This is a genomic window from Phycisphaerales bacterium (assembly GCA_016699835.1).
Classification (GTDB): Bacteria; Planctomycetota; Phycisphaerae; order Phycisphaerales; family UBA1924.
In genome coordinates this window covers 670898-694695 of record CP064987.1, presented here as the reverse complement: position 1 = coordinate 694695, position 23798 = coordinate 670898, and the positions used below count along the sequence as shown (strand labels likewise).

Sequence of the window (23798 nt, the reverse complement as noted above, 5' to 3'; positions counted from 1 at the left end):
GTGCCGGGTTCAGGGAGTCCTCGCGCGACGCCTATTCGAGCCAGTCCTTGGCCTTGAGGCGCTGGGGGACATATTCCTCAGTGACGAAGGAGATGCCCCGCTGCACGAGGGATTCGACTTCCATCTTGAACCCGTTTCGGAGCATGAGGTCGATTTCTTTCTGCCATCCCTTGTGCTCCTGGAACCAGGGATAGGCGGCGATTTCTTTCGCCCTCTTGATGTCGTTGTCGGAGAGGTCGATCTTGACGGCGTCGGGGAGGTTGCACTCTTTGTAGTCCTTGGCGCGGATGCCCAGGAACTTGGCGTCGGGGATGGCGAGGCGCGTGGACTCGAAGGCGAGGGAGATGGAGCCTTGCTTGATAACCGAGTAGATGTAGTGCCCCCAGGGGTCGCAATCGAGGACGCAGATGATGGGAAGTTTGAGTTCCTGATTGAACCTCTGGAGGAGCCGACGGACGCCTCGAGGTGGTTGCCCGCCGCCATGGGTCAGGATGCAGTTGTTCTTCTCCCAGAAGCGATCTTCGTTGAAACGATTCCAGACTGTGCCCTTCTCGACGTGGAGGACGAACTTGGCTTCGCACTTTTGGAACTCGAAGACGTCTGGCTCGACGATGCTGGGGATGCCGTGGCCGCCTCGGCCGGAAGCGCGGCAGTCGATGCGATCGCCGCCGTCGATGATGGTGATGTTTCCCGCCATGACGCCGCGATTCTCGGCGAAGATGTGGAGTTCTTCGCGCAAGGCGCCGAGTGAGACCTCGAGATCTTCGAGGATCGGGTCGCTCTCCTCCTGGGTGTCGAAGGTGTTCTCTCTGGTGCCGGCCACGGTGTGCTTGGCGGCATAGAAGAGCGATCGAAGGCTGGAGGTCTTGTCGGTCTCGATGAGGTCCTTGATATTGCTCGCGTGGAGCAGGGTCTGCATGAACTGCTTGGCCTGGTTGAGGTTGAAGAGTTCACGCTGGGCGGTGGCGTCGCCCATCTCCAGGATTCGCTTCTTCCGGTTCCAGTTGGTGTTCGAGCGAGTTCGCAGGGGGATCTCGAGCGTAGGGTCTTTGCCCTTGAACGTGCGGCCGGCGACGTCGTCAGCGAAAGAGACGATCTTCGAGAGGGTCTTGGCGTCCCGGTCCTTGATCTGTCCTGAACGGGTGTTCTTTGTTGTTGGAGTTTTTGCAGGTTTGCGGGCCATTCCGTTGGCTCTCCGGGGGTGGGTCGTGGCTGGAGAAGGTTAGACCGAATGACCGAGACTCGATCGTAGTTCGAACGAGACTCACTTTCGGCCAAGAAAGAAGTAGATGACAAGTCCAGCCACGGGCAAGAGGAGGATGAGGAGAAGCCAAAGGAACTTCGAGCCGAGGGGCTTTGATGAAGTCAGGATTTCGAAGGCCGCGATAACGAAGAGGACGAGATGTGCAGCGAGCAGGATTTCTTTCAGCATGGCGGTTTCCTTGCCGGTGGAGGCATCCTCGACATATTGAGACGGCCGTTACTCGTGGCCTGACCTCGACTCTTGGGCCTTGCAGAGCGCCGCCAAGGCTCGCTCCAGGCACGAGAGTTCCTCGGCGTTCAACTCATTGATGCCTGGGACATGCACACGCAAGGATTTGAGGAGCGACCGACGGATTCGGGCGCCCTCGTGGGTGAGCGTGAGATGCTTTACCCTACGATCGGTGGTCCCCTCGACGCGGGCGACGAGGCCCCGCTCTTCGAGTCGATTGACGACGCCCGTGATGTTGGACGGATCGCAGGAGAGGCACTGGGCCATGCCTCGCATCGGTGTCGGGACCTCGAGGGACATGATCGCCTTGGCCTGCACGGCGGTGAGTTCGTGGCGTTCGGCGGCCGTGAAAAAGTGAATCCTTAGTCGTTCCAGATACTCAAAGAGGAGCGTGACGACACGTTCGCGTTGTGGCGCGGGGCGTGTGTTGGTGCGGCGGGATGGTGTGTTTGAAACACGCACGGGCGAGCGTAGGCGAGATACTTGATTGCATCAACTATTCGGTGTACGCTTGCCGCGCCCGGCGGCGAGTGCGGCCTGCGGCGAAGGTTCGAAGGAGTGTCCATGAAAGCGAAATCCGTCATTGCGGGCGTCGCGTTGGTCTGCGCCGTCCTCCTGGTCGGCGGCGTGTTGTACCTGGTGAAGCAGGCGCGGACGCCGAAGGCCGAGGCCTCGGGCCCGCCACCGGTCGCGGTGGGGGTGGAGGAATCCAGGGAAGAGATGTACCAGCCCCAGGGACGCCTGGTGGGCACGGTCGTCGGCAAGCGGACGGTCATGCTCGCCAACGAGGTCGTCGGCGTGATCACCCACGTTGGATATGAGTCGGGGGAGAGTGTTGACGCCGGGCAGGTGCTGCTGACGCTCGACGACACGACCGAGCGAGCAGACCTGGCGGCAGCGGTGGCGGCGAAGCGGCTCTCTGACGCGGCGATCGAGGTCGCTCAGGCGAACGTCGTCGTTGCCCAGGCCGACGTGGAGTTCGCGCAGTCCAACTATGACCGGTATCGGGACGCGAAGGCGGATTCGGTGCCGCAGACGGATGTCGATCGTGCCCGAACGGATCTGGAGCGTGCTCTCGCCACGCTGGCGAGGCAGCGCTCGGTGGTGGAGCAGGCGCGTGCCGAGAGCGATCAGGCGCAGGCCCGAGTGCACCAGATTGAGACGATCATTGCGAAGAAGACGATCCGGGCGCCGTTCAAGGCTCGCGTGGGCATGCGCTCGATGGACGAGGGGCAGTATCTCGCCGAGGGGACGCAGATCGTGGACCTCACGGAACTGTCGGACACGATCTATATCGATTTCGCCGTGCCCCAGGAGTATGTCGGGCTGGTGAAGCCGGGGACGACGGTGACGGCTCGATCGAACATCATCGGTGCCGGCGACAGGAACACGGCCCAGATCGAGGTCCTCGCGATGAACGCGACCGTGAACCCGACGACGCGGAACGTGCGAGTGCGCACGAGTGTGCCCAACCCGGGCTTTGTGCTCAAGCCGGGCATGGCGGTTGATGTCGAGGTGCCCATTGGGCCGGCGCAGCCTAGCGTGACGATCCCCGCGACGGCGTTGCGACATGGGGCGTTCGGCGATCATGTGTTCGTGCTCGAGTCGCCGCCGCCTGTGGGCGGTCCTGGTGGGGACGCGCCGCCGGGCATGCCCATAAGCATGAAGGCGACCATGCGGATGGTGAAGGTGGGGACGAATCTCGGCGATCGTTACATTATCGAATCGGGATTGAAGGCCGGGGAAAGGATCGCGGCGGAGGGGTCGTTCAAGTTGTACGACGGGGCCACAGCCTTGGACATGTCCGCCATGCCACCAGCACCCGGTGGAGGTCCTAGTGGCGGACCAGATGGCGGCACATCCGGCGAGGCACCAGACCATGGCGCACCAGGAACATCCGATGGACCGGTCGAGACTCCCGCACCAAAGAAGGATGAGTCCGACGCAAACGCGGGCTAATCCAGACACGCGTCGATCGTACGAACACCCGCAATCTTGAGTGGCCAGGCCACGCAGCACACCATGAAGTCATTCACCGACATTTTCATCAAGAAGCCGGTGCTCGCGATCGTCGTGAACCTGATCATCCTGGGGATGGGGTGGCGAGCGATCTCGAGCCTTCCGGTCCGTCAGTATCCACGCCTCGAATCCAGCGCCATCATCATCACGACGGCGTACATCGGCGCGAGCGCCGAGACGGTCCGCGGATTCCTCACGACCCCAATCGAGAATGCCGTCTCGGCGATCGACGGGATCGACTACATCGAGTCGAGCAGCACCGCGGGGATCAGCATGATCACGGTGCACCTTCGCCTCAACCACTCGAGCACCGACGCGCTCGCGGAGATCTCGGCCCGGCTCAATCAGGTGCGGAGCGAACTCCCCGCGGAGTCCGAGTCGCCCGCGATCCAGATCCAGAGGACGGACAAGCCCTACGCGACGTTCTACATCAGCATGACGACCGACACGCTGACGCTGTCGCAGATGAACGACTACATGGTGCGCGAGTTGCAGCCCGAGTTGCAGTCGATTCCCGGCGTGCAGCGCGTGGGGATCGAGGGCCCGCGCACGCTCGCGATGCGCATCTGGCTGGACTCGAACAAACTCGACGCCTTCGACGTGACGCCGTCGGAGGTCGCGCTCGCCCTGCAGCGGAACAACTTTGTCGCCACGGTCGGGCGAAGCAAGGGCCCCGAGACGCAGATCGACCTGATGACCGATACCGATCTTCGCGGCGAGCAGGCCTTCCGCGATCTGATCGTTCGCGAGCGAGAGGGCACGTTCGTCCGTCTGGGTGACGTGGCACGCGTGGAACTGGGGAGCGAAGAGGCTACAGGACAAGCCGGGTTCAATGGCTCGCCCGCGATCTGGTTCAGTGTGTGGCCGCTCCCCAGCGCGAACGAACTCGACGTCGCAGCAGCGCTCAAGGAGAAGATCGCGCAGATCAAGCCCACGCTCGCCAAGGGCGTGAACATGACGCTCGCGTTCGACGGCACGTACTACATGGACCACGCGATCGATGGGATCATCCAGACGCTGATCGAGACGGTGGCGATCGTGGGGCTGGTGGTCTTCCTGTTCATGGGCTCGGTACGGACGGTGCTCGTGCCGATGGTCGCGATGCCCGTTTCGCTCATCGGCGCGTGCCTCGCGATGATGCTCATGGGGTTCTCGCTAAACCTCCTGACGATCCTCGCGATCGTGCTGGCCGTGGGGCTGGTGGTGGACGACGCGATCGTCGTCGTGGAGAACGTCGAGCGTCACATGCACGAGGGCAAGTCGGCGATGGAGTCGGCGCTCATCGGGGCGCGGGAACTCTTCGCGCCGATTGTCTCCATGACGATCACGCTCGCGACGGTGTACGCCCCGATCGGGTTCCAGGGCGGGCTCACCGGGATGCTCTTTCGCGAGTTCGCGTTCACGCTCGCGGCCGCCGTGATCATCTCGGGGATCGTCGCGGTCACGCTCTCGCCGGTGATGAGCGCTTGGATGGTCCCGGCGGAAGGTCGGCAGAGTCGCTTCCAACGGTTCATCAACGGGCAGTTCGACGGAATCCGGCGATTCTATGGGCACGTGCTCGAGTTCGTGATGACGTTCCGCTGGTTCGTGGTCGCGAGTGCCGTGCTTGTGACGGCTGCGGCCCCGGTGCTGTACGCGGGCTCCAAGACCGAACTCGCGCCGACCGAGGACGAGGGAGTGATCTTCTGTTTCATCCAGTCGGCTCCTGATGCCTCGCTGAAGTACTCGTTGAAGGGGATCAAGCAGGTCGCCGACGCATTCGACACCGTTCCCGAGAAGAAGTTCTCGTTCCAGGTGCTCATGAATCCCTCGATGGGCTTCGCCGGTATCCAGGTGCAGGACTGGGAGAATCGCGATCGCACGACCGAGGAGATCATCAACGGCGACCCGGCTATGCATGGCGGCGACGGTCTTTTCGCGAAAGTCTTCAGTGTTGCGGGGATTCAGGCGTTCCCTCAACGCCCGCCGCCGCTCCCGGGGGCGGGCCAGTTCGACGTCGAGTTGGTCGTGACGAGCACGAGTTCGGCCGAAGAGATGGCGGCGTACGCGGGGCAACTGGTCGGGGCGGCGTTCGGCTCGGGGAAGTTCCAGTACGCGGACAGCGATCTGAAGATTGATCTGCCGCAGACACGCATCATCATCGATCGCGAGAAGGTCGCCGACGCGGGGCTTGACCTCGCGAGTGTGGGGCGTGATCTCGCGGTCCTGCTCTCCGGTGGATACACGAATCGGTTCAACTACCAGGGGCGCAGTTACAAGGTGATTCCGCAGGTTGAGGATGCCGCCCGCGCGACACCTGATCAGATTCTCGACCTCAAGATTCGCACGCCCGACGGCGGCTTGGTCCGCGCGTCGTCGTTCGTCACGCTGGAGACGGTGGCCGCGCCTCGAGCGCTCACTCGGTTCCAGCAGCGAAACAGTTTCAAGGTCTTCGGCGGAGCCGCCCCGGGCGTCACCAAAGCCGAAGCACTCACCGCGCTCGAGAACGCCGCGAGGGGCATTCTTCCGGCAGGTTACTCGATCGACTACGCCGGTGAGAGCCGGCAGATCCGCAAGGAATCGTCCTCGCTCGTTGGGACGCTGGGGCTGGCGCTCGCCCTTATCTACCTTGTTCTCGCGGCCCAGTTCGGGAGTTTCCGCGATCCGTTGATCGTGCTTCTCGGCTCGGTGCCGCTCGCGATCACGGGGGCGCTCATCTTCACCTACATGGGCCTCACCACAATCAACATCTATTCGCAGGTCGGGCTGATCACGCTCGTGGGGCTGGTCGCGAAGAACGGCATCCTCATCGTCGAGTTCGCGAATCACCTGCAATCGATGGGTCTCGACAAGTACGCCGCCGTCAAGCAGGCAGCCGCGACGCGACTCCGCCCGATCCTGATGACCTCGGCGGCGACGGTCTTCGGGCACTTCCCGCTGGTGATCGTCTCGGGCGCGGGCGCCGAGGCGAGGAACAGCATCGGCACGGTGCTCGTGACGGGCATGACGATCTCGACGCTCTTCACGCTCTTTGTCGTGCCCTGCATCTACACAATTCTTGCGGGCTCGCACAAGCACGCGGCGAATACGTTTGAGTCAGCCAATGCGCATCCCGAGGCGCCATCGAATGGTGTGGCGAGCGGAGCGCGTGCCGTCACCGTCTGAGGTCTGCGATCAGGTGCTCGACTTCGACTGGAGATAGTCAAGCGCCGCCGAGGCCACGGGGGCATAGACCGAGGCCGGGCCGCCGCCCATCATCACGGCGACGCCGACGGCTTCCATGATTTCCTCGGGGGATGCCCCCGCGTGCAGCGACTTCTCGACGTGCAGATAGATGCACGGCTCGCAGCGGACGGCGACTCCGATGGCCACGGCGATCAGTTCCTTGTGCTTCACGCTGAGCGTCCCCTCCTTCATGAGCCCTATGAAGAGCGGCGCGAACGATTTACTGATGTCCGGGGCGCGGGTCTTCAACGCTCCGTTGGCCTTGGGCCAGTTCTCGTAGAAGTGGGCGGGGTCGGGGATCATGGCGTCTCCGTGATGGTGTGATGGTGAGTGGCGACGAGAAGACTCGGTGCGGTCAGTTGTGGCACGAGCCGCAGCACTCGCTGGCGCCGTTGCACGACGCGGACGCGCCACGGTTCCAGGGCATCGTGCCGATGAGAGACGCCATGGGGCACATGCCGCTAGACCCGGCGAAGACCAAGCCCGCGCCGATGATGGCGGGAAGGACCAAGAAGGCTTCGTGGACGAGGTATCCAAGCGCGAGCCCGACTAGCACGACGACGCCGATGAAGGCTTGGGTCTGTCGCATCACGCCGGCAGAGTGGCTAACGGTGGCTGGCTTGGGCTTGTTCGGGGTTTCCAAGGCGGACGGACGGGACGTGACGGTGGACATGTCTTGATTCTCCATGCGTACGGCGGTCTGAAACAGATGCGCCCTAAGAGTGAGAGGCGGTCAGTGCCCGCGGGGTTCCCGGTGCGGAACATCGCGTGACTCGGCCGCATTCTCACGCGGCAAAGTGCGGCTGGAGTCGTTGCAGGATGACTGCCTTGGGGACGAACCCGGCCCACGCGTCCACGACTCGTCCGCCCGAGACGATCGCCAGGGCGGGGATGCTCGAGACCCGGAAGGCAGCGGCGAGGCTTGGGTGCTCGTCCACGTTCACCATGGCGATCCGCGCTTTCCCGGCGAGTTCGGGCGCGAGACGCTGCAACTCTGGCTTGAGCATCTTGCAGGGCGGGCACCACTCGGCCCAGAAGTCCACGAGCACGGGCACGCTGGAGTTCAAGACGTCCTGCTCAAAGGTATCTGGAGTCGGTGTGAGGATGGCGTGGTCTGTGGTATTCATGTTCGTCTCCGTGGATCGGTGTGCGTGGCGTGAGTTACAGGCCACGTTCAAAGGCCGGGAGGTGGTGGTCGCGTGACGCGGCCTGGAGACCCAGGAACGCCTGGCGGATGTCGGGCTCCTTGATCGTGGGGATGAGTGTGTCATAGAGGGCGATGTTGTCGCGCTCGGCCTGGGCCGCGGCTCGCTTGCACTCGCGGAGCGTCGAGGCGACATCGGGGATGTCAAGCGCACCGGCCTGGGGCACGGGCACGCCATGGCGTTCCATGAGTGCGACGACAACGCTCTGGTGCTGGCGTTCGGCGCGGACGATGTTCGAGAAGGGGCGGACTTGGCCGTGGACTTCCATCACCGCGGTGTAGAACGCCTCGGAGCGTCGTTCGTCCTCGAGAGCGGCACGCAGGGCGTCGGCGATGGCGGGGCTGACCGCGCTGGATTCACCCGCGGGCATGGCGACCATGCAGCAACCGCGAGTCTCGGTCATCGTCGCGGTGGGGGCCGGCTTGTGGCTGGCGCATGCCGCGAGAACGAGGGGGACGGACACGATGGTCATGAGCGTGGACTTCATCTGGGTTCTCCTGTGTGGTGTCACACTCTTGGAGGCGAAGGGCGTCCGCGTGGTTCCCGATGAAGTCGTTCGATCTGTGTACTGGGCACGTGTCTCAATATCAATCGGCCTCGACGCCTGCACCATGCCCCTGGACGTTCTTGTAGAGCATCCAGTAGACCAGTGGTATCACAAAGAGCGTGAAGATTGTGGAAGCGATGAGGCCGAAGATGAGCGACCACGCGAGACCCGAGAAGATCGGATCGATCGTGATCGGGATCGCCGAGAGCATCGCCGCCGCCACGACGAGGAGGATGGGGCGAAGGCGCACGGCTCCGGCCTCGAGGACGGCATCGAGGAACGGCCTGCCGCGCCGGATCGAGAGATGGATGAAGTCCACGAGGATGATGGACTGTCGCGTGACGATCCCCGAGAGGGCGATCATGCCGATCATGGCGGTGGCGGTGAAGAAGACGGGATCGGCGAATCCGCCGACGGTCTTGCCCGTGAGCAGGCCGAGCAGCCAGAACCCAGGCATGATGCCGACCATCGTGAGAGGGATGGAAAGCATGACGACGACAGGGATGACGAAGGACTTCGTCTGGGCGACGAGGATGACGTAGATCATGACGAGGGCGGCGGCGAAGGCGAGGCCAAGGTCGCGGAAGACATCGAGCGTGATCTTCCACTCGCCCTCGCCGGACCAGACGACATGTGTGCCAGAGGTCGTGCTCCACGGGATCCCGCCGCCACGAATCAGGTGCGATCGACCGGTGAGCGAGCGTGGCTGTGTGCTGTCGAGCCAGCCTCCGGTTTGCAACGCGGCCTTGGTTGGCGCGGCTGTCTTGGCATGATCGGCCATCACATCGACGATGACATCCGCGGGCGGACGCCCGGCGGTCTCGGCGAACACGTACGCCACACGCTGGAGGTTCTTGTGGTAGATCGTCTGCTCGGCGGGGCGTCGCTCCCAGCGCCCGATCTCGGCGAGCGGGACGAGTGGTGCCTTGGGGTTTGCGCTCGAACGAACCTGGATCCGCGAGAGATCCTCGATGCTGGAGCGCTCGTGCATCGGTAATCGCGCCAGGATCGCGAAGGGCTGGCGCTCGCTTTGGTCGTGCACGACGCCGACTTCGAGGCCCGAGATCGCGCCGCGAACGGTCTGCGCGATGTCCATGACAGAGACCCCGCTGAGCGCGGCCTTTTCCTGGTCCGGGATGAAGGTGAGTTCCTGGCTGGCCGCCTCGACGGTGCTATCCGGTTCGACGACTCCGGGCTCCAGGGCGAGGCGATCGCGCACGAGCAGGGCCGCATCGCAGAGCGAGGCGTAGTCCATGCCGTCGCGTCCATAGACCTCGGCGGCGATGGTGTCGATGACGGGCGGACCCGGAGGGAGTTCGACGATCTTGACGCTGACGCCGGCGTCGTGGGCGATCGCGGTGATCGCGTCGCGCTCGCGCAAGCCCAGCGTGTGGCTGGCGGTCGAGCGTGACTTCTTGCCGACGAGGTTGACGCGGATCTCGGCCTGATGGGGCATGGAGCGCAGGTAGTAGTGTCGTACGAGTCCGTTGAAGTCCATGGGTGATGCCGTGCCGACGTAGGCGGTGGTGTCGGTGACCTCGGGGAGCGCGGTGAGCAAGGACTCGATGCGGCGCGTGGCGGCGTCGGTAGTTTCGAGCGGTGTGCCCTCGTCCGCGTCGATCTGCACGAGGATCTCGGCCTTGTTATCGAAGGGGAGCATTTTGAGCGGGACCTGGCGGAAGGCAGCGAGCATGGCGGCAGCCGCGGTGAGCACAGCGACCGCAGCGAGGAACGTCCAGCCCAGTCGGCGGGACTCGAGGAGCGGGCGAAGGAGTGCCGAGAGGAGGCGATACGCCGTGCTCTCCCGCGCCATGGCGAACTCGTCGGCGTGGTTGGCGCCGTGGGCGCCGTGGTCCCAGCGGCGCTTGCGGAGCAGATGGAAGGCGAGCCATGGTGTGATCGTGAAGGCGACGACCATCGACATCAGCATCGTCACGGGCACGTTGAGCGCCATCGGGCGCATGTAGGGGCCCATCATCCCCGTGATGAAGAAGAGCGGGAGGAAACTGGCGATGACGGCGAGCGTCGCGGAGATCAGGGGCGGGCGGATCTCGCTGACGGCCTCGAGCGTGATGGCTCGTGTCGCTTTCTTACGAAGCGCGAAGTGGCGAGCGATATTCTCAACGTCCACGATCGGATCGTCCACGAGCAGGCCGAGCGACAGGATGAGCGCGAAGAGCGTGACGCGATTGATCGTGTATCCCGCGAGCAGGTTCACGGCGAGGGTCAGACCAAAGACCACGGGGACGGCGACGGCGACGACGAGCGACTCTCGCCATCCCAGGCCCAGCGTGAGGAGCGCGACGACGATCAGGATCGCGACCCAGAGTCCTTCGACGAGTTCGGAGACCTTCTCGTTCGCCGTTTGTCCGCTATTGCGAGTGACGACCAGATCGATCACGTCGGGGACGATCTCGGCGCGGAGACGCTCGGCCTCTTTGAGCACGGCGTCGGCGACATGGACGGCGTTGGTCCCTTTCTTCTTGGCAATCGCAATGGTGACCGCGGGGACGGATTCGGAGGCGCTCGTGGTGTGCGGTGATGTGGCGGGGGTGGTGGCATTCTCGTGCGACTCGCCCACGATTGTGCCGGCGTGTCTGGAGTGGCTTTCGAATCCACGAGCCGGTCCCCAGGCGTGGCGGACGTATGTCGATCGCTCGGCGGGGCCGTCCTCGATCCTTGCGACATCGCGGAGGAGGATCGGGGCGTCGTTCGCGACGCCGACGACGAGGCTCTCCAGTTCGGTCCGATTCTGGATCACTCGTCCAGCGCGGATCGTGAGCGCGAGGTCGTCACGCTGGATATCGCCCGAAGGGACCGAGGCGTTCGACAGTCGGAGTGCGTCCTGGACCTCGAGCAGCGAGAGGCCGCGTGATGCGATAGCCTCGCGATCAATGTATGCTGTCATCACCCGGGGCTGTCCGCCGACGATCGTGACACGCGAGGTGTTCTCGACCGAGGCGAGTCTGGCCGCAAACTCCTCGGCGACGCGGCGCAGCGTGTGCTCATCGGCTCTCGTCGAACTGTCGGCGGAGGCACCATCGCGGGCGCGGAGGGTGAGCGTGACGATAGGCACGTCGTCGATCTCGACGGGCTTCATCACCCAGCCCGCTACGCCGGGGGGGACGAGGTCCTTGCTCTCTTCCAGTGTCTTGAAGAGTCGCACGAGCGATCGCTCGCGGTCCTGTCCGACGTAAAACCGCACCGTCACGATCGCCGAGTCCGTTCGCGACATTGAATAGACGTACTCGACGCCATCGATCTGGTAGAGGACCCGTTCGAGGGGTGTTGTGACGAGCCGCTCAACCTCCTGGGCGGAGAGGCCAGGGGCGCTTACGTAGACATCCGCTAGCGGGACGACGATCTGCGGGTCTTCCTCACGAGGCGTGATAACCAGGGCCGCCGCCCCGACCGCCACCGAGATCACCAGCAGGATCAGAGAGAGATTGGAGTGGAGAAAGGCGTGGACGATGCCGTTGATCCAGCCGGAGGGCGCGGGCGAGGGTTCATCGGTTGTGGTGCTCGTCGGAGTGGTCGTCATGGCGGCCTATTTTCCTTCCGTGGAGTGCGCGAGCACCGCGTCGCCCTCGCGAAGCCCGGCGAGGACTTCCACGCTCTCCTCGAACACGCGGCCGAGCCGGACGGCCCGGCGTTCCACTCGCTCGCTCACAATGGCGTCCACCAGATCGAGTTGTCCCACGGATCGCACAGCGCTCCTTGGAATCAGGAGTACCGACTCTTCGCCAACGGGTATGAGCAATCGCCCGAACATCCCCGCGCGGATCCCCTCGGGGCAAGGCCCAGTTACTTTCACCTGGAAGGTGCGGCTGGTCTCGTCGGATTCGGGGACGATCTCGCTGACCAGTCCCGAGCACGAGTGTCCAAGGGCGTCGAGCGCGACGGTCACGCTCCCGCCGACGCTCAGGTTGCTCGTGAGCGACTCACGGACGCTGGCGACGAGTTGCATGCGGGTCGGGTCGAGGAGGGTGACGACGACCTGGCCTGGCGCGACCGTGTCGCCGAGGTTGACGCGTTTGTCCACGATGACGCCGTCGATGGGGCTGGTAATGGTGGCGTAGCCGAGCACGGTGGTGGCTTCATGCTCGGCGTCTGAGGCGCGAGCGAGGGAGGCCTCGGCGGACTTCTTCGCGTTGCGCGCGCGTTCCATGTCGAGGTCGGCGATCGCACCGCGGTCGAAGGCCGCCTGGAGTCTGGACTCTTCCGACGTGGCCATGTCGAGCGTGGTGCGGGCCTGTTCCACAGCGGACTGTGCTTGCGCGAGGCGGAGTTTCAGGTCGGCGTCGTCGAGGCGGACAAGGACCTGTCCAACGCTGACTTTCATGCCAGCGATCGCGTCCACAGCCGTGGTGCGTGCGAGGATTCGGGAGGCGACCTCGACACGATGCACGGGCTGGATCGTGCCGGAAGCGCTCTCGAGGAGTGGCCTTGTGACCCGGGCAATCTGGACGATTTGGGCATCCTTGGGAACAGATCGGTCGCGGGCTCCGGCGTGCCCGTCGCTGGGCACCTTTGGCTTGAAAGCGCCCATCAGCCAGAGCATGAGCAAGGCGACGCCGGCGATGAAGGCCAGCGAGGTGCAGCCCAGGACCAGCCATCGAGATGAGCGTTTCGTACGGGGTGGTATCGGCAAGGAGTGCTCCGTGATTGGGGTGGTGCTCGGGTGTTTGAGGCTGGAAGGAACCGGGGGGTTCCGATGATTGCGGACCTTGGATCTCCCGTGGTAAATTCACGAGAAGACTGGAACGGAACGACCCCGGGGAGACTCAAAGTCCTGTCTGCGTTGGTGCATTGTGTACGGCCGCGAGTGGAGGCGTCAAGCACCTCTGGCCGATGCAATCTTGGGAGCGAGGCGAAGGCCTACGCCCGAAAGGAGCCGATATGGCGCTGTGCAAGAATGTCGGGGCGATGGATCGTGGGATGCGTCTCGGCGTGGGGATCGTGGCCCTCGTCCTCGCGTTCACTTACTTCGACGCCATGAGCGGCGGCATTGCCGGGATTGTGGCGATCGTCGTGGGCGTGGTCATGCTACTGACGGCGGCCTTGTCCATCTGCCCAGCATACATCCCGTTCAAGATCAATACGTGCCGCACGAAAGAGTCGGCGGCCAAGTAGTCCAACACGTTAGTGGGCGGCACGTTTGGCTGTGGATGCCGGGTTCTTGGAGCGTCCATTGGATGCTGATCGCGTGTTCGTCCGCCGCGGCGGTGTACGAGTCGAGCGTGCTTTGGTCTCGTGCGATTTCTTCGAGTTGGAGCCTGAATCGTGGATGGCACGAAGGATCGACTCACGCACACGTGCGGGCATTGTTCCTTCTGCGAGGTGGGCGCAGGTGTTCTGGGCGAGGTCCAGTTCTGCAAAGACCGATCGGCAGCGTTCGCAAACGACCGACTGGCCTATGGGAAAGCCGCGGCCCTGGTCCATTGCCTCTAGTTTTGCTTTGAGGAGATCGAGGCAGACCTGTCGCTCATAGACCGGCTCGACGGCCTCGTGCTTGGGGACCCGCTGGCGATTCATGATTGCCTTGCGAAGAAGCAGCCGCGCGCGGTGCACGCGGGTCTTGATCGTTTCGGGCTTGACACGAAGTGCCTCGGCGACCTCGTCGATCGAGAGTTCGAGCATCTCCTTGAGGACCAGCGGCACGCGGAAGTGCTCGGGGAGGGAGACGATCGCCTGATGGACGGCGGTTTCGGACTCGCGCCCGATGGCGGCCTCGACGGGTTGGCCGGAGTCGCTCGATGGGAAGGTCAGATTCTGCGACTCGCCCCAGGGCAAGAGTTGCGACATGGCCGGGACGCGACGATCGATGCCGCCTTTGCGACGCATTCTGGCCTTGCACGAGCGTGCGGCGATCGCGTAGAGCCATGTCCCCGGGCTGGAGTTGCCCTTGAAGGTGTGCCACTTTCGGTAGGCCTGGAGGAAGACATCCTGGACCATGTCCTCGGCGTCGGCGGCGTGGCCGCAGAGGCGTGTGGCGAGCGCGTAGAGGCGCGGGCCGTGGCTCTCAACAAGCCGGGGGATGGCGGACGACGCGTCGTCGCCGGCGTGCGGCACGCTTGAGTCGTTCTCATCCCCGGGGCGCGCCGCTTTCGATCTGGTGTGCAAGGTCTTGGTCGCCACGGACCACAGTAGGAGTGGGGGGTGGTCTCTCGAGCCGGACACGATCCCCCGGCCGCGGGTCCGTTCGGCACCACCACCGCCTTGTCCATCCTTCCTGCTCAGAGCCGACGGCGTCTCGTCGAAATGGGAGCATCCTGATCTCTTCCTCTCGAATCCTGGAGATGGTCCATGTCGATCTCAAAGAGCAACGAAAAAAAGGCGATGGGTCTCTCGATCAAGATCGTGGCGCCGGCGGTCCTGGCGATCGTGGCCGCGGTGGCGGTGAACTATGTGGTGTTCGTTCGCGGGTACGCGAAGGACGCCCGGGCGTCGCTGATGGAGAAGGCGGCGGCGTTCACGGCAGTGGCTGACGAGACGAAGAATCACGCGTCGCGTCTGCAGAGCGAAAAGGCCTTCGATGGCGAGTCGCTCCTGGCTGAGGCGCTCGAGGAGGTCTCGCACGGCAAGGGGTATGACCAGACGCGGTTCTATGAGACGATCCCCGTGGTCGTCGGTTGGACGGCGGCGGGGAAGGCCGCGGAACGCGAGCACATCGACTTCAAGGTGGCGGCGTTCGAGGCCCGCAACCCCAAGAACGAGCCGGCGAGCGGGACCTTCCGGGCCGAGATGCTGCGGGATCTCGAGGCTCAGGCCAGGAGCGGGGGGGAGATGTCGCTGGGCCGAATTGATGAAAAGACGAACACGCTGCACTACATGCGGGCGATCAAGCTGGACGAGTCGTGCATGCTGTGCCACGGCGATCCCGCGCGATACGACGAACGTGACGCCAATGGGAAGTTCGATGGGAAGGATCCGTTGGGGTTCGCTATGGAAGGGTGGAAGCCCGGAGACACGCACGGGGCGTACGAGGTCTCGATGCCGCTCGCGACGGCGGACGCGCATGTCGCCGGGTTCATCACCAACGGGTTGTGGGTGACGGTCCCCACGATCGCGGTGGCGGCGTTCGGGTTCGTGTTCGCGCTGCGTCGCATGGTGACGCGCCCGCTCAATGGATTGATCGAGCGCATCAAGGATGTCGCGACGGGTGATGGCGATCTCACGCAACGCATCAATCTGAATCGCGGCGACGAGATCGGACGACTCGCCCACTGGTTCGACACGTTCGTGGGCACACTCCACGGCCTAATCCGATCCGTCGCCGACTCAACCAACTCCGTGGCGGCGGCGGCGACGGAGATTGCCGCGTCGGCGGAGGAGATGGCGGCTGGGTTGACCGAGCAGGAGCGTCAGACGTCGCAGGTGTCGGCGGCCGTCGAGGAGATGGCGGCGTCGGCGACGGAGGTCGCGCAGAAGTCCGAGGCCACGTCGAAGGCGGCGGGGGACTCCCGCCACCAGGCCGAGGAGGGCGGGCGCATCGTGCAGGACACGGTGGAGGAGATGAAGATGATCTCGGGCGAGGTCACGTCGTCGGCCGACAGCGTGCTGGACCTGGGGAAGAAGAGCGAGCAGATCGGCGCGATCATCGGGGTCATCAACGAGATCGCCGACCAGACGAACCTTCTCGCGCTCAACGCGGCGATCGAGGCGGCGCGGGCGGGCGAGCACGGTCGCGGGTTTGCGGTCGTCGCCGATGAGGTCCGCAAACTCGCCGAGCGGACGACCAAGGCGACCGAGGAGGTCGCTCAGAGCATCAAGGAGATCCAGAACGGCACGGGCGAGGCGGTGCAGCAGATCCAGGCGGGGAGCGGCCGCGTCTCCAAGGGCGTGGACCTCGTGAACTCGGCGGGCGGAGCCCTCGCGAAGATCCTGGACGGATCAAGGAACGTGGTGGAGATGGTGTCCTCGATCGCGGCGGCGGCGACGGAGCAGTCGGCGGCGACGGAGGAGATCGCCCGCTCGGTGCAGCAGATCTCGGCGGTGACGCGTGAGAGCAACCAGGGGGCGAACCAGGCGGCGCAGGCGGCCCAGAACCTCTCCCAGAACGCCGAGCAACTCCGGGCCATCGTCGGCAAGTTCAAGGTATAGGACCCGTTCGGCACCGTGTGCCACGCGCCACGTCATGCTCTTCGAGAGCGTGGCGTGGTTTTGTTGCGTGGGAGATGCTCGAAGAGTCGGTTTGTACCGTCTGTGCCCCTCCGAAGGGGGTATTGTGATCGAGTCGGTCGGGTGGTTGGGAAAGCGACACGAGTATCCGTCCGAGATTGCAGGCGATCGAGCACATCGCCCCATTTACTCGGAGACTCGCATGGCAACTACGGATGGAACCCCTCGTCGTGTTCTCGGACTCTCGGCCAAGATTGTTGTGCCGGCGGTCCTGGCGATCGTGGCCGCGGTGGCGGTGAACTATGTGGTGTTCGTTCGCGGGTACGCGAAGGACGCCCGGGCGTCGCTGATGGAGAAGGCGGCGGCGTTCACGGCAGTGGCTGACGAGACGAAGAATCACGCGTCGCGTCTGCAGAGCGAAAAGGCCTTCGATGGCGAGTCGCTCCTGGCTGAGGCGCTCGAGGAGGTCTCGCACGGCAAGGGGTATGACCAGACGCGGTTCTATGAGACGATCCCCGTGGTCGTCGGTTGGACGGCGGCGGGGAAGGCCGCGGAACGCGAGCACATCGACTTCAAGGTGGCGGCGTTCGAGGCCCGCAACCCCAAGAACGAGCCGGCGAGCGGGACCTTCCGGGCCGAGATGCTGCGGGATCTCGAGGCTCAGGCCAAGAGCGGGGGGGAGATGTCGCTGGGACGCATCGACGAGAAGACGAACACGCTGCACTACATGCGGGCGATCAAGTTGGATGAGTCGTGCATGCTGTGCCACGGCGATCCGGCGCGGTACGACGAGCGTGATGCGAGTGGAAAGTTCGATGGCAAGGACCCGCTCGGCTTTGCCATGGAAGGGTGGAAGCCCGGGGACATGCACGGGGCGTACGAGGTCTCGATGCCGCTGGAGCGGGCCGACGCGCAGGTCGCGGGGTTCGTCAAGAACGGCTTGTTTGTCAGCATGCCGACCATCAGCGTTGTGGCGTTTGGGTTCATCCTGGCAATCCGGAATATGGTGACCAAGCCGCTCTCCATGCTGGTGGAGCGCATCAAGACCGTCGCAACGGGTGACCTGACGCAGCGGGTGAATCTGAGTAGCACGGACGAGATCGGCGTCGTGGCGAAGACCTTCGATGGCTTTGTTGAGACTTTCCAGGGTCTTATCCGAACCGTGGTGGACTCGTCGAACTCCGTGGCGGCGGCGGCGACGGAGATCGCCGCGTCGGCGGAGGAGATGGCGGCTGGGTTGACCGAGCAGGAGCGTCAGACGTCGCAGGTCTCGGCGGCCGTCGAGGAGATGGCGGCGTCGGCGACGGAGGTCGCGCAGAAGTCCGAGGCCACGTCGAAGGCGGCGGGGGACTCCCGCCACCAGGCCGAGGAGGGCGGACGCATCGTGCAGGACACGGTGGAAGAGATGAAGATGATCTCGGGCGAGGTCACGTCGTCGGCCGACAGCGTGCTGGACCTGGGGAAGAAGAGCGAGCAGATCGGCGCGATCATCGGCGTCATCAACGAGATCGCCGACCAGACGAACCTTCTCGCGCTCAACGCGGCGATCGAGGCGGCGCGGGCGGGCGAGCACGGACGCGGGTTCGCGGTCGTCGCCGATGAGGTCCGCAAACTCGCCGAGCGGACGACCAAGGCGACCGAGGAAGTGGCGCAGAGCATCAAGGAGATCCAGAATGGGACGGGCGAGGCGGTCCAGCAGATCCAGGCGGGGAGCGGCCGCGTCTCCAAGGGCGTGGACCTCGTGAACTCCGCCGGTGGAGCCCTGGCGAAGATCCTGGATGGGTCAAGGAATGTGGTGGAGATGGTGTCCTCGATCGCGGCAGCGGCGACGGAGCAGTCGGCGGCGACGGAGGAGATCGCCCGCTCGGTGCAGCAGATCTCGGCGGTGACGCGTGAGAGCAACCAGGGGGCGAACCAGGCGGCGCAGGCGGCCCAGAACCTCTCCCAGAACGCCGAGCAACTCCGGGCCATCGTCGGCAAGTTCAAGGTCTGAGCGTTTCCACGGTCAGGATTCGTGCGGGCCCCGTCGCGATGGCGGGGCCTGTTTCATTTCCGGGTGGTGGGGTTTATGTCGCGGGGTTGGGAGGCCGATAATCCAGCATGGCCCGACGCGTCGATCAGGAAATTCCCCTCTCCAAACCCGACATCTCGGAACTCGAAGAGCGTGCGGTGTTGCAGGTGTTGCGGTCCGGGCGGCTCGCGCTTGGGCCTGTATCGGAACAGTTCGAGGCGTTGGTGGCGGACCGGGCGGGGTGCCGGTATGGGGTGTCGTGCTCGTCGGGGACGGCGGGCCTTCACATGGCGCTCCTGGCGCTGGGCATCGGTCCCGGGGATGAGGTGATCACGACGCCGTTTTCGTTCATCGCATCGTCCAACTGCATCCTGTTCGTCGGGGCGAAGCCGGTGTTTGTGGACATCTGTCCGAAAACCCTGAACATGGATCCATCGCTGGTTGAGGCGGCGATCACGCCCAGGACGAAGGCGATTCTCGCGGTGGAAACGTTCGGGAACCCCGCGCACATGGACGCCTATGCGCAGATCGCGGCGAAGCACGAGATCCCATTGATCGAAGACTGCTGCGAGGCGCTGGGGACGCAGCACAAGGGTCGCCCCGCGGGGCACTTTGGGCGAATCGGTGTCTTCGGTTTCTATCCCAACAAGCAGATCACCACGGGTGAAGGCGGGATGGTTGTGACCGACGACGAGCGACTCGCGGAGATGTGCCGCTCGTTGCGGAATCAGGGCCGCCCGATGGCGACGACGGGGCTTGGCCCGCAGAGTCCTTCGCACGGAACCGAAGGGTCGTTCGGGGGCGTGCCCGCGGGATCATGGCTGCGTCACGAGCGCCTGGGGTACAACTATCGCCTCAGCGAGATCAACGCGGCGATCGGCGTGGCGCAGATGCAGCGTCTGGACTCGATCCTGGAGAAGCGCAGCGCCGTGGCTCGCGCCTATATCGACCGCCTCTGCGGGCACCCGCACCTGGTGATGCCGACGATCGAAGAGGGATCGGTGATGAGTTGGTTCGTGTTTGTCGTTCGGCTCGCGCCAACGTACACGAGCGAAGAGCGGAACCGGATCGTGCGGGGCCTGCGGAACCACGACGTGGGTGCGGCGGACTACTTCCCGTGCATCCATTTGCAGCAGTTCTATCGCGAGCGGTTCGGGTTCCGCCCCGGGATGTTCCCAATCGCCGAGAGCGTGAGCCAGCGGACGCTGGCGCTGCCGTTCTACAACTCGCTCACGTCTCGAGAGATCGACCTCGTGGCCCAGACCCTGGAAGTCATGATCGAGCGCGAGAATCTCACGCGCGGTTGATATCGTTCGCTGAGTCTCGTATCAACCGTGGGCGTACGAGGCGCGAATGGCGTCCAATCCACGGGCGATGGCCGCAACGTCGACGTGGTCACAGACCTCGACGCCTCCGCCGCACGACGGAAGGACGAGCCGCTCGTGGGCCGCAGAGGTGTTCTTCTTGTCCCTGGCCATGATCCGGACGAACTCGATCGCCTCGGGCACGGTGGCATGCCGTGTCGGAAGCCGAAACTGTTGGAGGAGCGACCGGACACGCTCGGCAAGTTCGACTGTCTCGTTGCGAGTGGAACACGCCGCGATCAATCCCAAACCGACGGCCTCGCCATGGAGCAACTCCCCGGACGCCTCAAGGACATGAGCAAAGGTGTGCCCGAGGTTGAGCCACATGCGGCTGGGCGCGGCGTGTGATTCGAGTTTTGGTCGCGATGTGTCGAGCCGCTCCTGGGGATCGCGCGCGACGACAGCGGCCTTGATCGAGACGTTCCACGCAATGAGTTCGATCAGAGTTGGAGAATCGAGCGAGAGGATTCCCTTGGCGTTGGACTCGAGCCAATCGAGGGGATCGTCGGGGATCGATCCGCTGAGGAGGCGATTGAGTCGCGTGTCCGGAGCGGCGATCATGGCGTGCTTGATACACTCGGCAAGGCCGGAGCGGAACTCACGCGCTGGCAGCGTGCGTAGCGCCGCCACGTCGGCGAGCACGAGCGTCGGCTGATGGAAGGTGCCGATTGCGTTCTTGAGGAGGGCGCCATCGCTCGCGTGCCGAAGATTGACGCCGGTCTTCCCGCCGACGCTGGCATCGACCATGCCGAGGAGCGTGGTTGGGATCGCCACCCACGCGACGCCTCGCTTATGGAGCGAGGCGGCAAGCCCGGCGAGGTCGAGGAGCGCGCCGCCGCCAACGGCAATCACGCGCCCGTCGCGAGTCAGAGACGGGTCAAGCGAAGCCAGTGATGTCAGGAGTGTCGTCAGTGAGTCGGGAGTCTTGCACGATTCGCCCGCGTCGAGGGAGAGGAGGCGGGTGTCGGCGTCGAGGCCGAGCGATCGGGCGATCTCGCGGGCAAACGGCTCGACGGCGCGATCGGCGACGAGGACGGCGTGCGCGGACGCGCCCACACGCCGCGCGATGGAGTCGTAAAGATCGGTGCCGACCACGACGTCGTAGGCGACGACCTCGCCCGCGAGCGTCGATGGGTGTTCGACACGGATCGTGCGGGCCTCGGGCATGTCGTATCACCGGGATTTCTTGTCGGCGCCCAACCCGGCGCGATCGCGGGTCTGCTGGTCGGGGCGTTCCCATTCGACTCGGTCGGCGTCGCCCCACAGCATCTCCAGGTCGTAGTGGGCCCGGGTATTCGGCTCGAAGAGGTGGACGACCAGGTCGATGAAATCGACGAGGATCCACGACGCGTTCTCGTCCACGCTGGAAGCGAAGGCGCGATAGCCGTACTTCTGCCCGAGTTCCTCGACGTGCTCGAGGATCGACTTCATCTGGCGGGCGCTGGTGCCCGAGGCCACCACGATGTAATCCGTCACTTGGCTCAGGGCGCGGACGTCGAGGAGCACGACGTCGTCGCACTTGTCGTCCTTCACCATGCGGGCGGCCTCGATCGCAAACTCCCGGGCGACGGCGGGGTCTGAAGCCACGATGGGGGCGGTCGCCGAGGGCGCGAGTTGGGTGGCCTCGGCGCGGGCCGATGTCTCCGCCTGGCGCGGCTCGGCGTCGGCGGTCTGGTCCTTCGTCCGTCGAGTGGGCATGCGGGTGCATTGTAGGTGGTTGGGCCACGAAGTGTGCGTCGCCTCAGGGCGGAAACATCCCCTCTCGCTTCGTAGAATGGAGGCATGAAAATCCACGAGTATCAGGCGAGGGACCTCCTGAAGTCGTTCGGCATTCCTGTGCCGTCGGGGCAGATGATCACCAGCATCGACCAGGCGTCGGGCGCGTTCAAGGCGGCGACGGCCGGGCAGCCCACGCCGCTCGCGGTCGTGAAGGCCCAGGTTCACGCCGGCGGCCGCGGTAAGGCGGGCTTTGTGCAACTCGTCAAGACCGCTGAGGACGCCGAGAAGGCCGCGCGGTTCATGCTGACGACGAGGATGAAGTCGCCGCAGACGCCGCCGGAAGGTCTCGACGTGAAGCGACTGTTGATCGCGGCGGGCGTGGACATTGCCGATCGGAAGGGCGGAGTGGGGGGCGGCGGCAAGGAGGAGTTCTACCTCGCCATCACCACCGACCGCAAGACGCGACGCAACGTGCTCATCGCCTCGCGCGAGGGCGGCGTTGAGATCGAAGAGGTCGCCAAGAAGAACCCCGGCGCGATCCACAAGTTCCCGCTCCACCCCGTGCTCGGGCTGCAGGCGTTCCAGGCGCGCCAGGCAGCCTTTGCCATCGGCCTCACCGGCAAACTCGCCAACCAGGCCGCGGGCATCATGCTGAATCTCGCGAGGTTGTATGTGGAGAAAGACTGCACTCTCGCCGAGATCAATCCGCTGGTCGTCGCGACGGACCCGTCGAAGGGCGCCGACCCGATGGTCCTCGCCATCGACGCCAAGTTCAACTTCGACGACAACGCCCTCTTCCGCCACAAGGAGATCACCCAACTCCACGACGCCTCGGAGGAAAACCCGGCCGAGGCCCGCGCCCAGAAGTTCGGCCTGACGTACATCGCCCTCGACGGCACCATCGGCTGCCTCGTCAACGGCGCGGGGCTGGCGATGGCGACCATGGACATCATCAAACTGCACGGCGGCGAGCCCGCTAACTTCCTCGACGTGGGCGGCGGCGCGACCGAGGAGGCCGTCACCGAGGCGTTCTCCATTATCCTGTCGGACGCCAAGGTGCAGGGCGTGCTCGTCAACATCTTCGGCGGGATCATGCGCTGCGATGTCATCGCGCAGGGGATCGTCAACGCCGCGACCAAGCACAAGAACGCCGACGGCAGTGTGGGTTTCAAGGTCCCGCTCGTCGTCCGCCTCGAGGGGACCAACGTCGAGGCAGGGCGCAGACTCCTCGCGGACGCGAGCACGAAACTCCCCACGCTGCAGGCGGCGACCGACCTGACGGACGCGGCGAAAAAAGTGTGCGCCGCCGTCACGAAGTGAATCCAAAGGGGTATGCAGACGCCAGCACGAGTGACGATCGCGATCACGGGGATGCACTGTGCCGCGTGCGAGGGGCGCGTCGCCGCCGCCATCAAGACGATCCCCGGCGTGACCAATGTCCACGTCTCACGCACGGCCTCAACGGACGCCGCAGGACCGCACGCGACCGTCGTCTCCGATCGTGAGATCTCCCTCGAGTCGCTGCGTCACGCCGTGCGTTCCGCAAGCGACCAGGGAAGGTCGTACGGCGTCATCGAGCCTCACACGGCACCCACGGCCGCTCAAACCGCCACCGACGGCGAGCCGGACAACGAGTCCCTCTATCCCCTTTTCCTCATCGTCTCGTTCATCGTCGGCGTCGTCGCGATCGTGGGCCTTCGCCGCCTCGCGTGGTCGTGGCACGAGTCCATGCTCGACTTCATGGCCGGGTTCTTCGTCGTCTTCTCCTTCTTCAAGTTCCTCGACCTCCGCGGGTTCGTCTTTGCCTACCGGATGTACGACCTCATCGCGGCGAGGAGCCGGGGGTACGCCTTCGTCTATCCCTTCCTCGAGTTGGCCCTCGGCGTCGCGTACCTCACGCGCTTCCAACTCGCCATCACCAACGCGGTCACGCTCGTGGTGATGGTGGTGGGGACGCTCGGCGTCGGGCGCGCGGTTCTGAACCGGAGCCGCATCCGCTGCGCGTGCCTGGGGACGGCGCTCAACCTGCCCATGACGACGGTCACCATCGTCGAGGACGTGGGCATGGCGCTCATGGCCGCCGCCATGCTTCTGTGGCCCGTGCTGTCATAGTCGA

The 23798-nt window shown here is 64.7% G+C and carries 20 protein-coding genes; 8 read left to right on the top strand and 12 right to left on the bottom strand.

The window, feature by feature from the left end; genetic code table 11:
- Window positions 1–31 precede the first annotated feature (31 nt).
- The 3 genes from IPK69_02930 to IPK69_02920 all read right to left on the bottom strand — a co-directional run bounded on the left by IPK69_02930 (window position 32) and on the right by IPK69_02920 (window position 1954).
- A complete protein-coding gene (locus IPK69_02930; GenBank protein ID QQS09592.1) occupies window positions 32–1183 on the bottom strand; it encodes a DNA topoisomerase IV subunit A in 1152 nt (383 codons plus the stop codon).
- A gap of 81 nt (window positions 1184–1264) precedes the next feature.
- Window positions 1265–1432: a PLDc N-terminal domain-containing protein gene (locus tag IPK69_02925; GenBank protein QQS09591.1), complete on the bottom strand. Its 168-nt coding sequence runs from the start codon at window positions 1430–1432 to the stop codon at window positions 1265–1267.
- 48 nt (window positions 1433–1480) lie between these two features.
- On the bottom strand, window positions 1481–1954 hold the full coding sequence (locus tag IPK69_02920; protein ID QQS09590.1) for a MarR family transcriptional regulator: 474 nt from the start codon (window positions 1952–1954) through the stop codon (window positions 1481–1483).
- 102 nt (window positions 1955–2056) lie between these two features.
- Between IPK69_02920 and IPK69_02915 the strand changes: the two genes are divergently transcribed.
- A complete protein-coding gene (locus IPK69_02915; GenBank protein QQS09589.1) occupies window positions 2057–3451 on the top strand; it encodes an efflux RND transporter periplasmic adaptor subunit in 1395 nt (464 codons plus the stop codon).
- A gap of 63 nt (window positions 3452–3514) precedes the next feature.
- Entirely contained in the window at window positions 3515–6655 is a 3141-nt protein-coding gene (locus tag IPK69_02910) for an efflux RND transporter permease subunit (GenBank protein QQS09588.1), read from the top strand.
- Between the two features lie 9 nt (window positions 6656–6664).
- Here the strand turns inward: IPK69_02910 and IPK69_02905 are convergent, their stop codons facing one another.
- The 6 genes from IPK69_02905 to IPK69_02880 all read right to left on the bottom strand — a co-directional run bounded on the left by IPK69_02905 (window position 6665) and on the right by IPK69_02880 (window position 13118).
- On the bottom strand, window positions 6665–7018 hold the full coding sequence (locus tag IPK69_02905) for a carboxymuconolactone decarboxylase family protein (GenBank protein ID QQS09587.1): 354 nt from the start codon (window positions 7016–7018) through the stop codon (window positions 6665–6667).
- Between the two features lie 52 nt (window positions 7019–7070).
- The gene (locus IPK69_02900) at window positions 7071–7388 is read right to left on the bottom strand and encodes a DUF2892 domain-containing protein (protein ID QQS09586.1); all 318 of its coding nucleotides are present in this window, start codon (window positions 7386–7388) and stop codon (window positions 7071–7073) included.
- Between the two features lie 112 nt (window positions 7389–7500).
- Complete coding sequence (gene trxA, locus IPK69_02895) at window positions 7501–7842, bottom strand: thioredoxin (protein ID QQS09585.1); 342 nt, start codon at window positions 7840–7842, stop codon at window positions 7501–7503.
- A gap of 34 nt (window positions 7843–7876) precedes the next feature.
- A complete protein-coding gene (locus IPK69_02890; GenBank protein ID QQS10402.1) occupies window positions 7877–8290 on the bottom strand; it encodes a DUF2202 domain-containing protein in 414 nt (137 codons plus the stop codon).
- A 217-nt stretch (window positions 8291–8507) separates the two neighbouring features.
- The gene (locus IPK69_02885) at window positions 8508–12008 is read right to left on the bottom strand and encodes an efflux RND transporter permease subunit (GenBank protein QQS09584.1); all 3501 of its coding nucleotides are present in this window, start codon (window positions 12006–12008) and stop codon (window positions 8508–8510) included.
- A 6-nt stretch (window positions 12009–12014) separates the two neighbouring features.
- Window positions 12015–13118, bottom strand: a complete 1104-nt coding sequence (locus IPK69_02880) for an efflux RND transporter periplasmic adaptor subunit (GenBank protein QQS09583.1) — start codon at window positions 13116–13118, stop codon at window positions 12015–12017.
- A gap of 248 nt (window positions 13119–13366) precedes the next feature.
- On the opposite strand from IPK69_02880, the gene IPK69_02875 reads away from it, so the two are divergent.
- Window positions 13367–13600: a DUF2892 domain-containing protein gene (locus tag IPK69_02875; GenBank protein QQS09582.1), complete on the top strand. Its 234-nt coding sequence runs from the start codon at window positions 13367–13369 to the stop codon at window positions 13598–13600.
- Window positions 13601–13609: 9 nt separating this feature from the next.
- Here IPK69_02875 and IPK69_02870 read toward each other — a convergent pair whose 3' ends face one another.
- Window positions 13610–14539, bottom strand: coding sequence for an RNA polymerase sigma factor (locus IPK69_02870; protein ID QQS09581.1), 930 nt, complete (start codon window positions 14537–14539; stop codon window positions 13610–13612).
- Window positions 14540–14773: 234 nt separating this feature from the next.
- Here IPK69_02870 and IPK69_02865 point away from each other — a divergent pair, with 234 nt between their 5' ends.
- The 3 genes from IPK69_02865 (at window position 14774) to IPK69_02855 (ending at window position 19906) form a co-directional block, all read left to right on the top strand.
- Window positions 14774–16570, top strand: a complete 1797-nt coding sequence (locus IPK69_02865; GenBank protein QQS09580.1) for a methyl-accepting chemotaxis protein — start codon at window positions 14774–14776, stop codon at window positions 16568–16570.
- Window positions 16571–16790: 220 nt separating this feature from the next.
- On the top strand, window positions 16791–18581 hold the full coding sequence (locus tag IPK69_02860; GenBank protein QQS09579.1) for a methyl-accepting chemotaxis protein: 1791 nt from the start codon (window positions 16791–16793) through the stop codon (window positions 18579–18581).
- A 107-nt stretch (window positions 18582–18688) separates the two neighbouring features.
- Window positions 18689–19906 (top strand): DegT/DnrJ/EryC1/StrS family aminotransferase, encoded by a 1218-nt coding sequence (locus IPK69_02855; GenBank protein QQS09578.1) that lies wholly within the window; start codon window positions 18689–18691, stop codon window positions 19904–19906.
- 21 nt (window positions 19907–19927) lie between these two features.
- Here IPK69_02855 and IPK69_02850 read toward each other — a convergent pair whose 3' ends face one another.
- Both IPK69_02850 and rsfS read right to left on the bottom strand, forming a co-directional pair.
- The gene (locus IPK69_02850; protein QQS09577.1) at window positions 19928–21130 is read right to left on the bottom strand and encodes a 3-dehydroquinate synthase; all 1203 of its coding nucleotides are present in this window, start codon (window positions 21128–21130) and stop codon (window positions 19928–19930) included.
- 6 nt (window positions 21131–21136) lie between these two features.
- Window positions 21137–21661, bottom strand: a complete 525-nt coding sequence (gene rsfS / locus IPK69_02845) for a ribosome silencing factor (GenBank protein ID QQS09576.1) — start codon at window positions 21659–21661, stop codon at window positions 21137–21139.
- A gap of 84 nt (window positions 21662–21745) precedes the next feature.
- Here rsfS and sucC point away from each other — a divergent pair, with 84 nt between their 5' ends.
- Both sucC and IPK69_02835 read left to right on the top strand, forming a co-directional pair.
- A complete protein-coding gene (gene sucC, locus IPK69_02840) occupies window positions 21746–23002 on the top strand; it encodes an ADP-forming succinate--CoA ligase subunit beta (GenBank protein ID QQS09575.1) in 1257 nt (418 codons plus the stop codon).
- 12 nt (window positions 23003–23014) lie between these two features.
- The gene (locus IPK69_02835; protein QQS09574.1) at window positions 23015–23794 is read left to right on the top strand and encodes a heavy-metal-associated domain-containing protein; all 780 of its coding nucleotides are present in this window, start codon (window positions 23015–23017) and stop codon (window positions 23792–23794) included.
- Window positions 23795–23798: the final 4 nt, after the last annotated feature.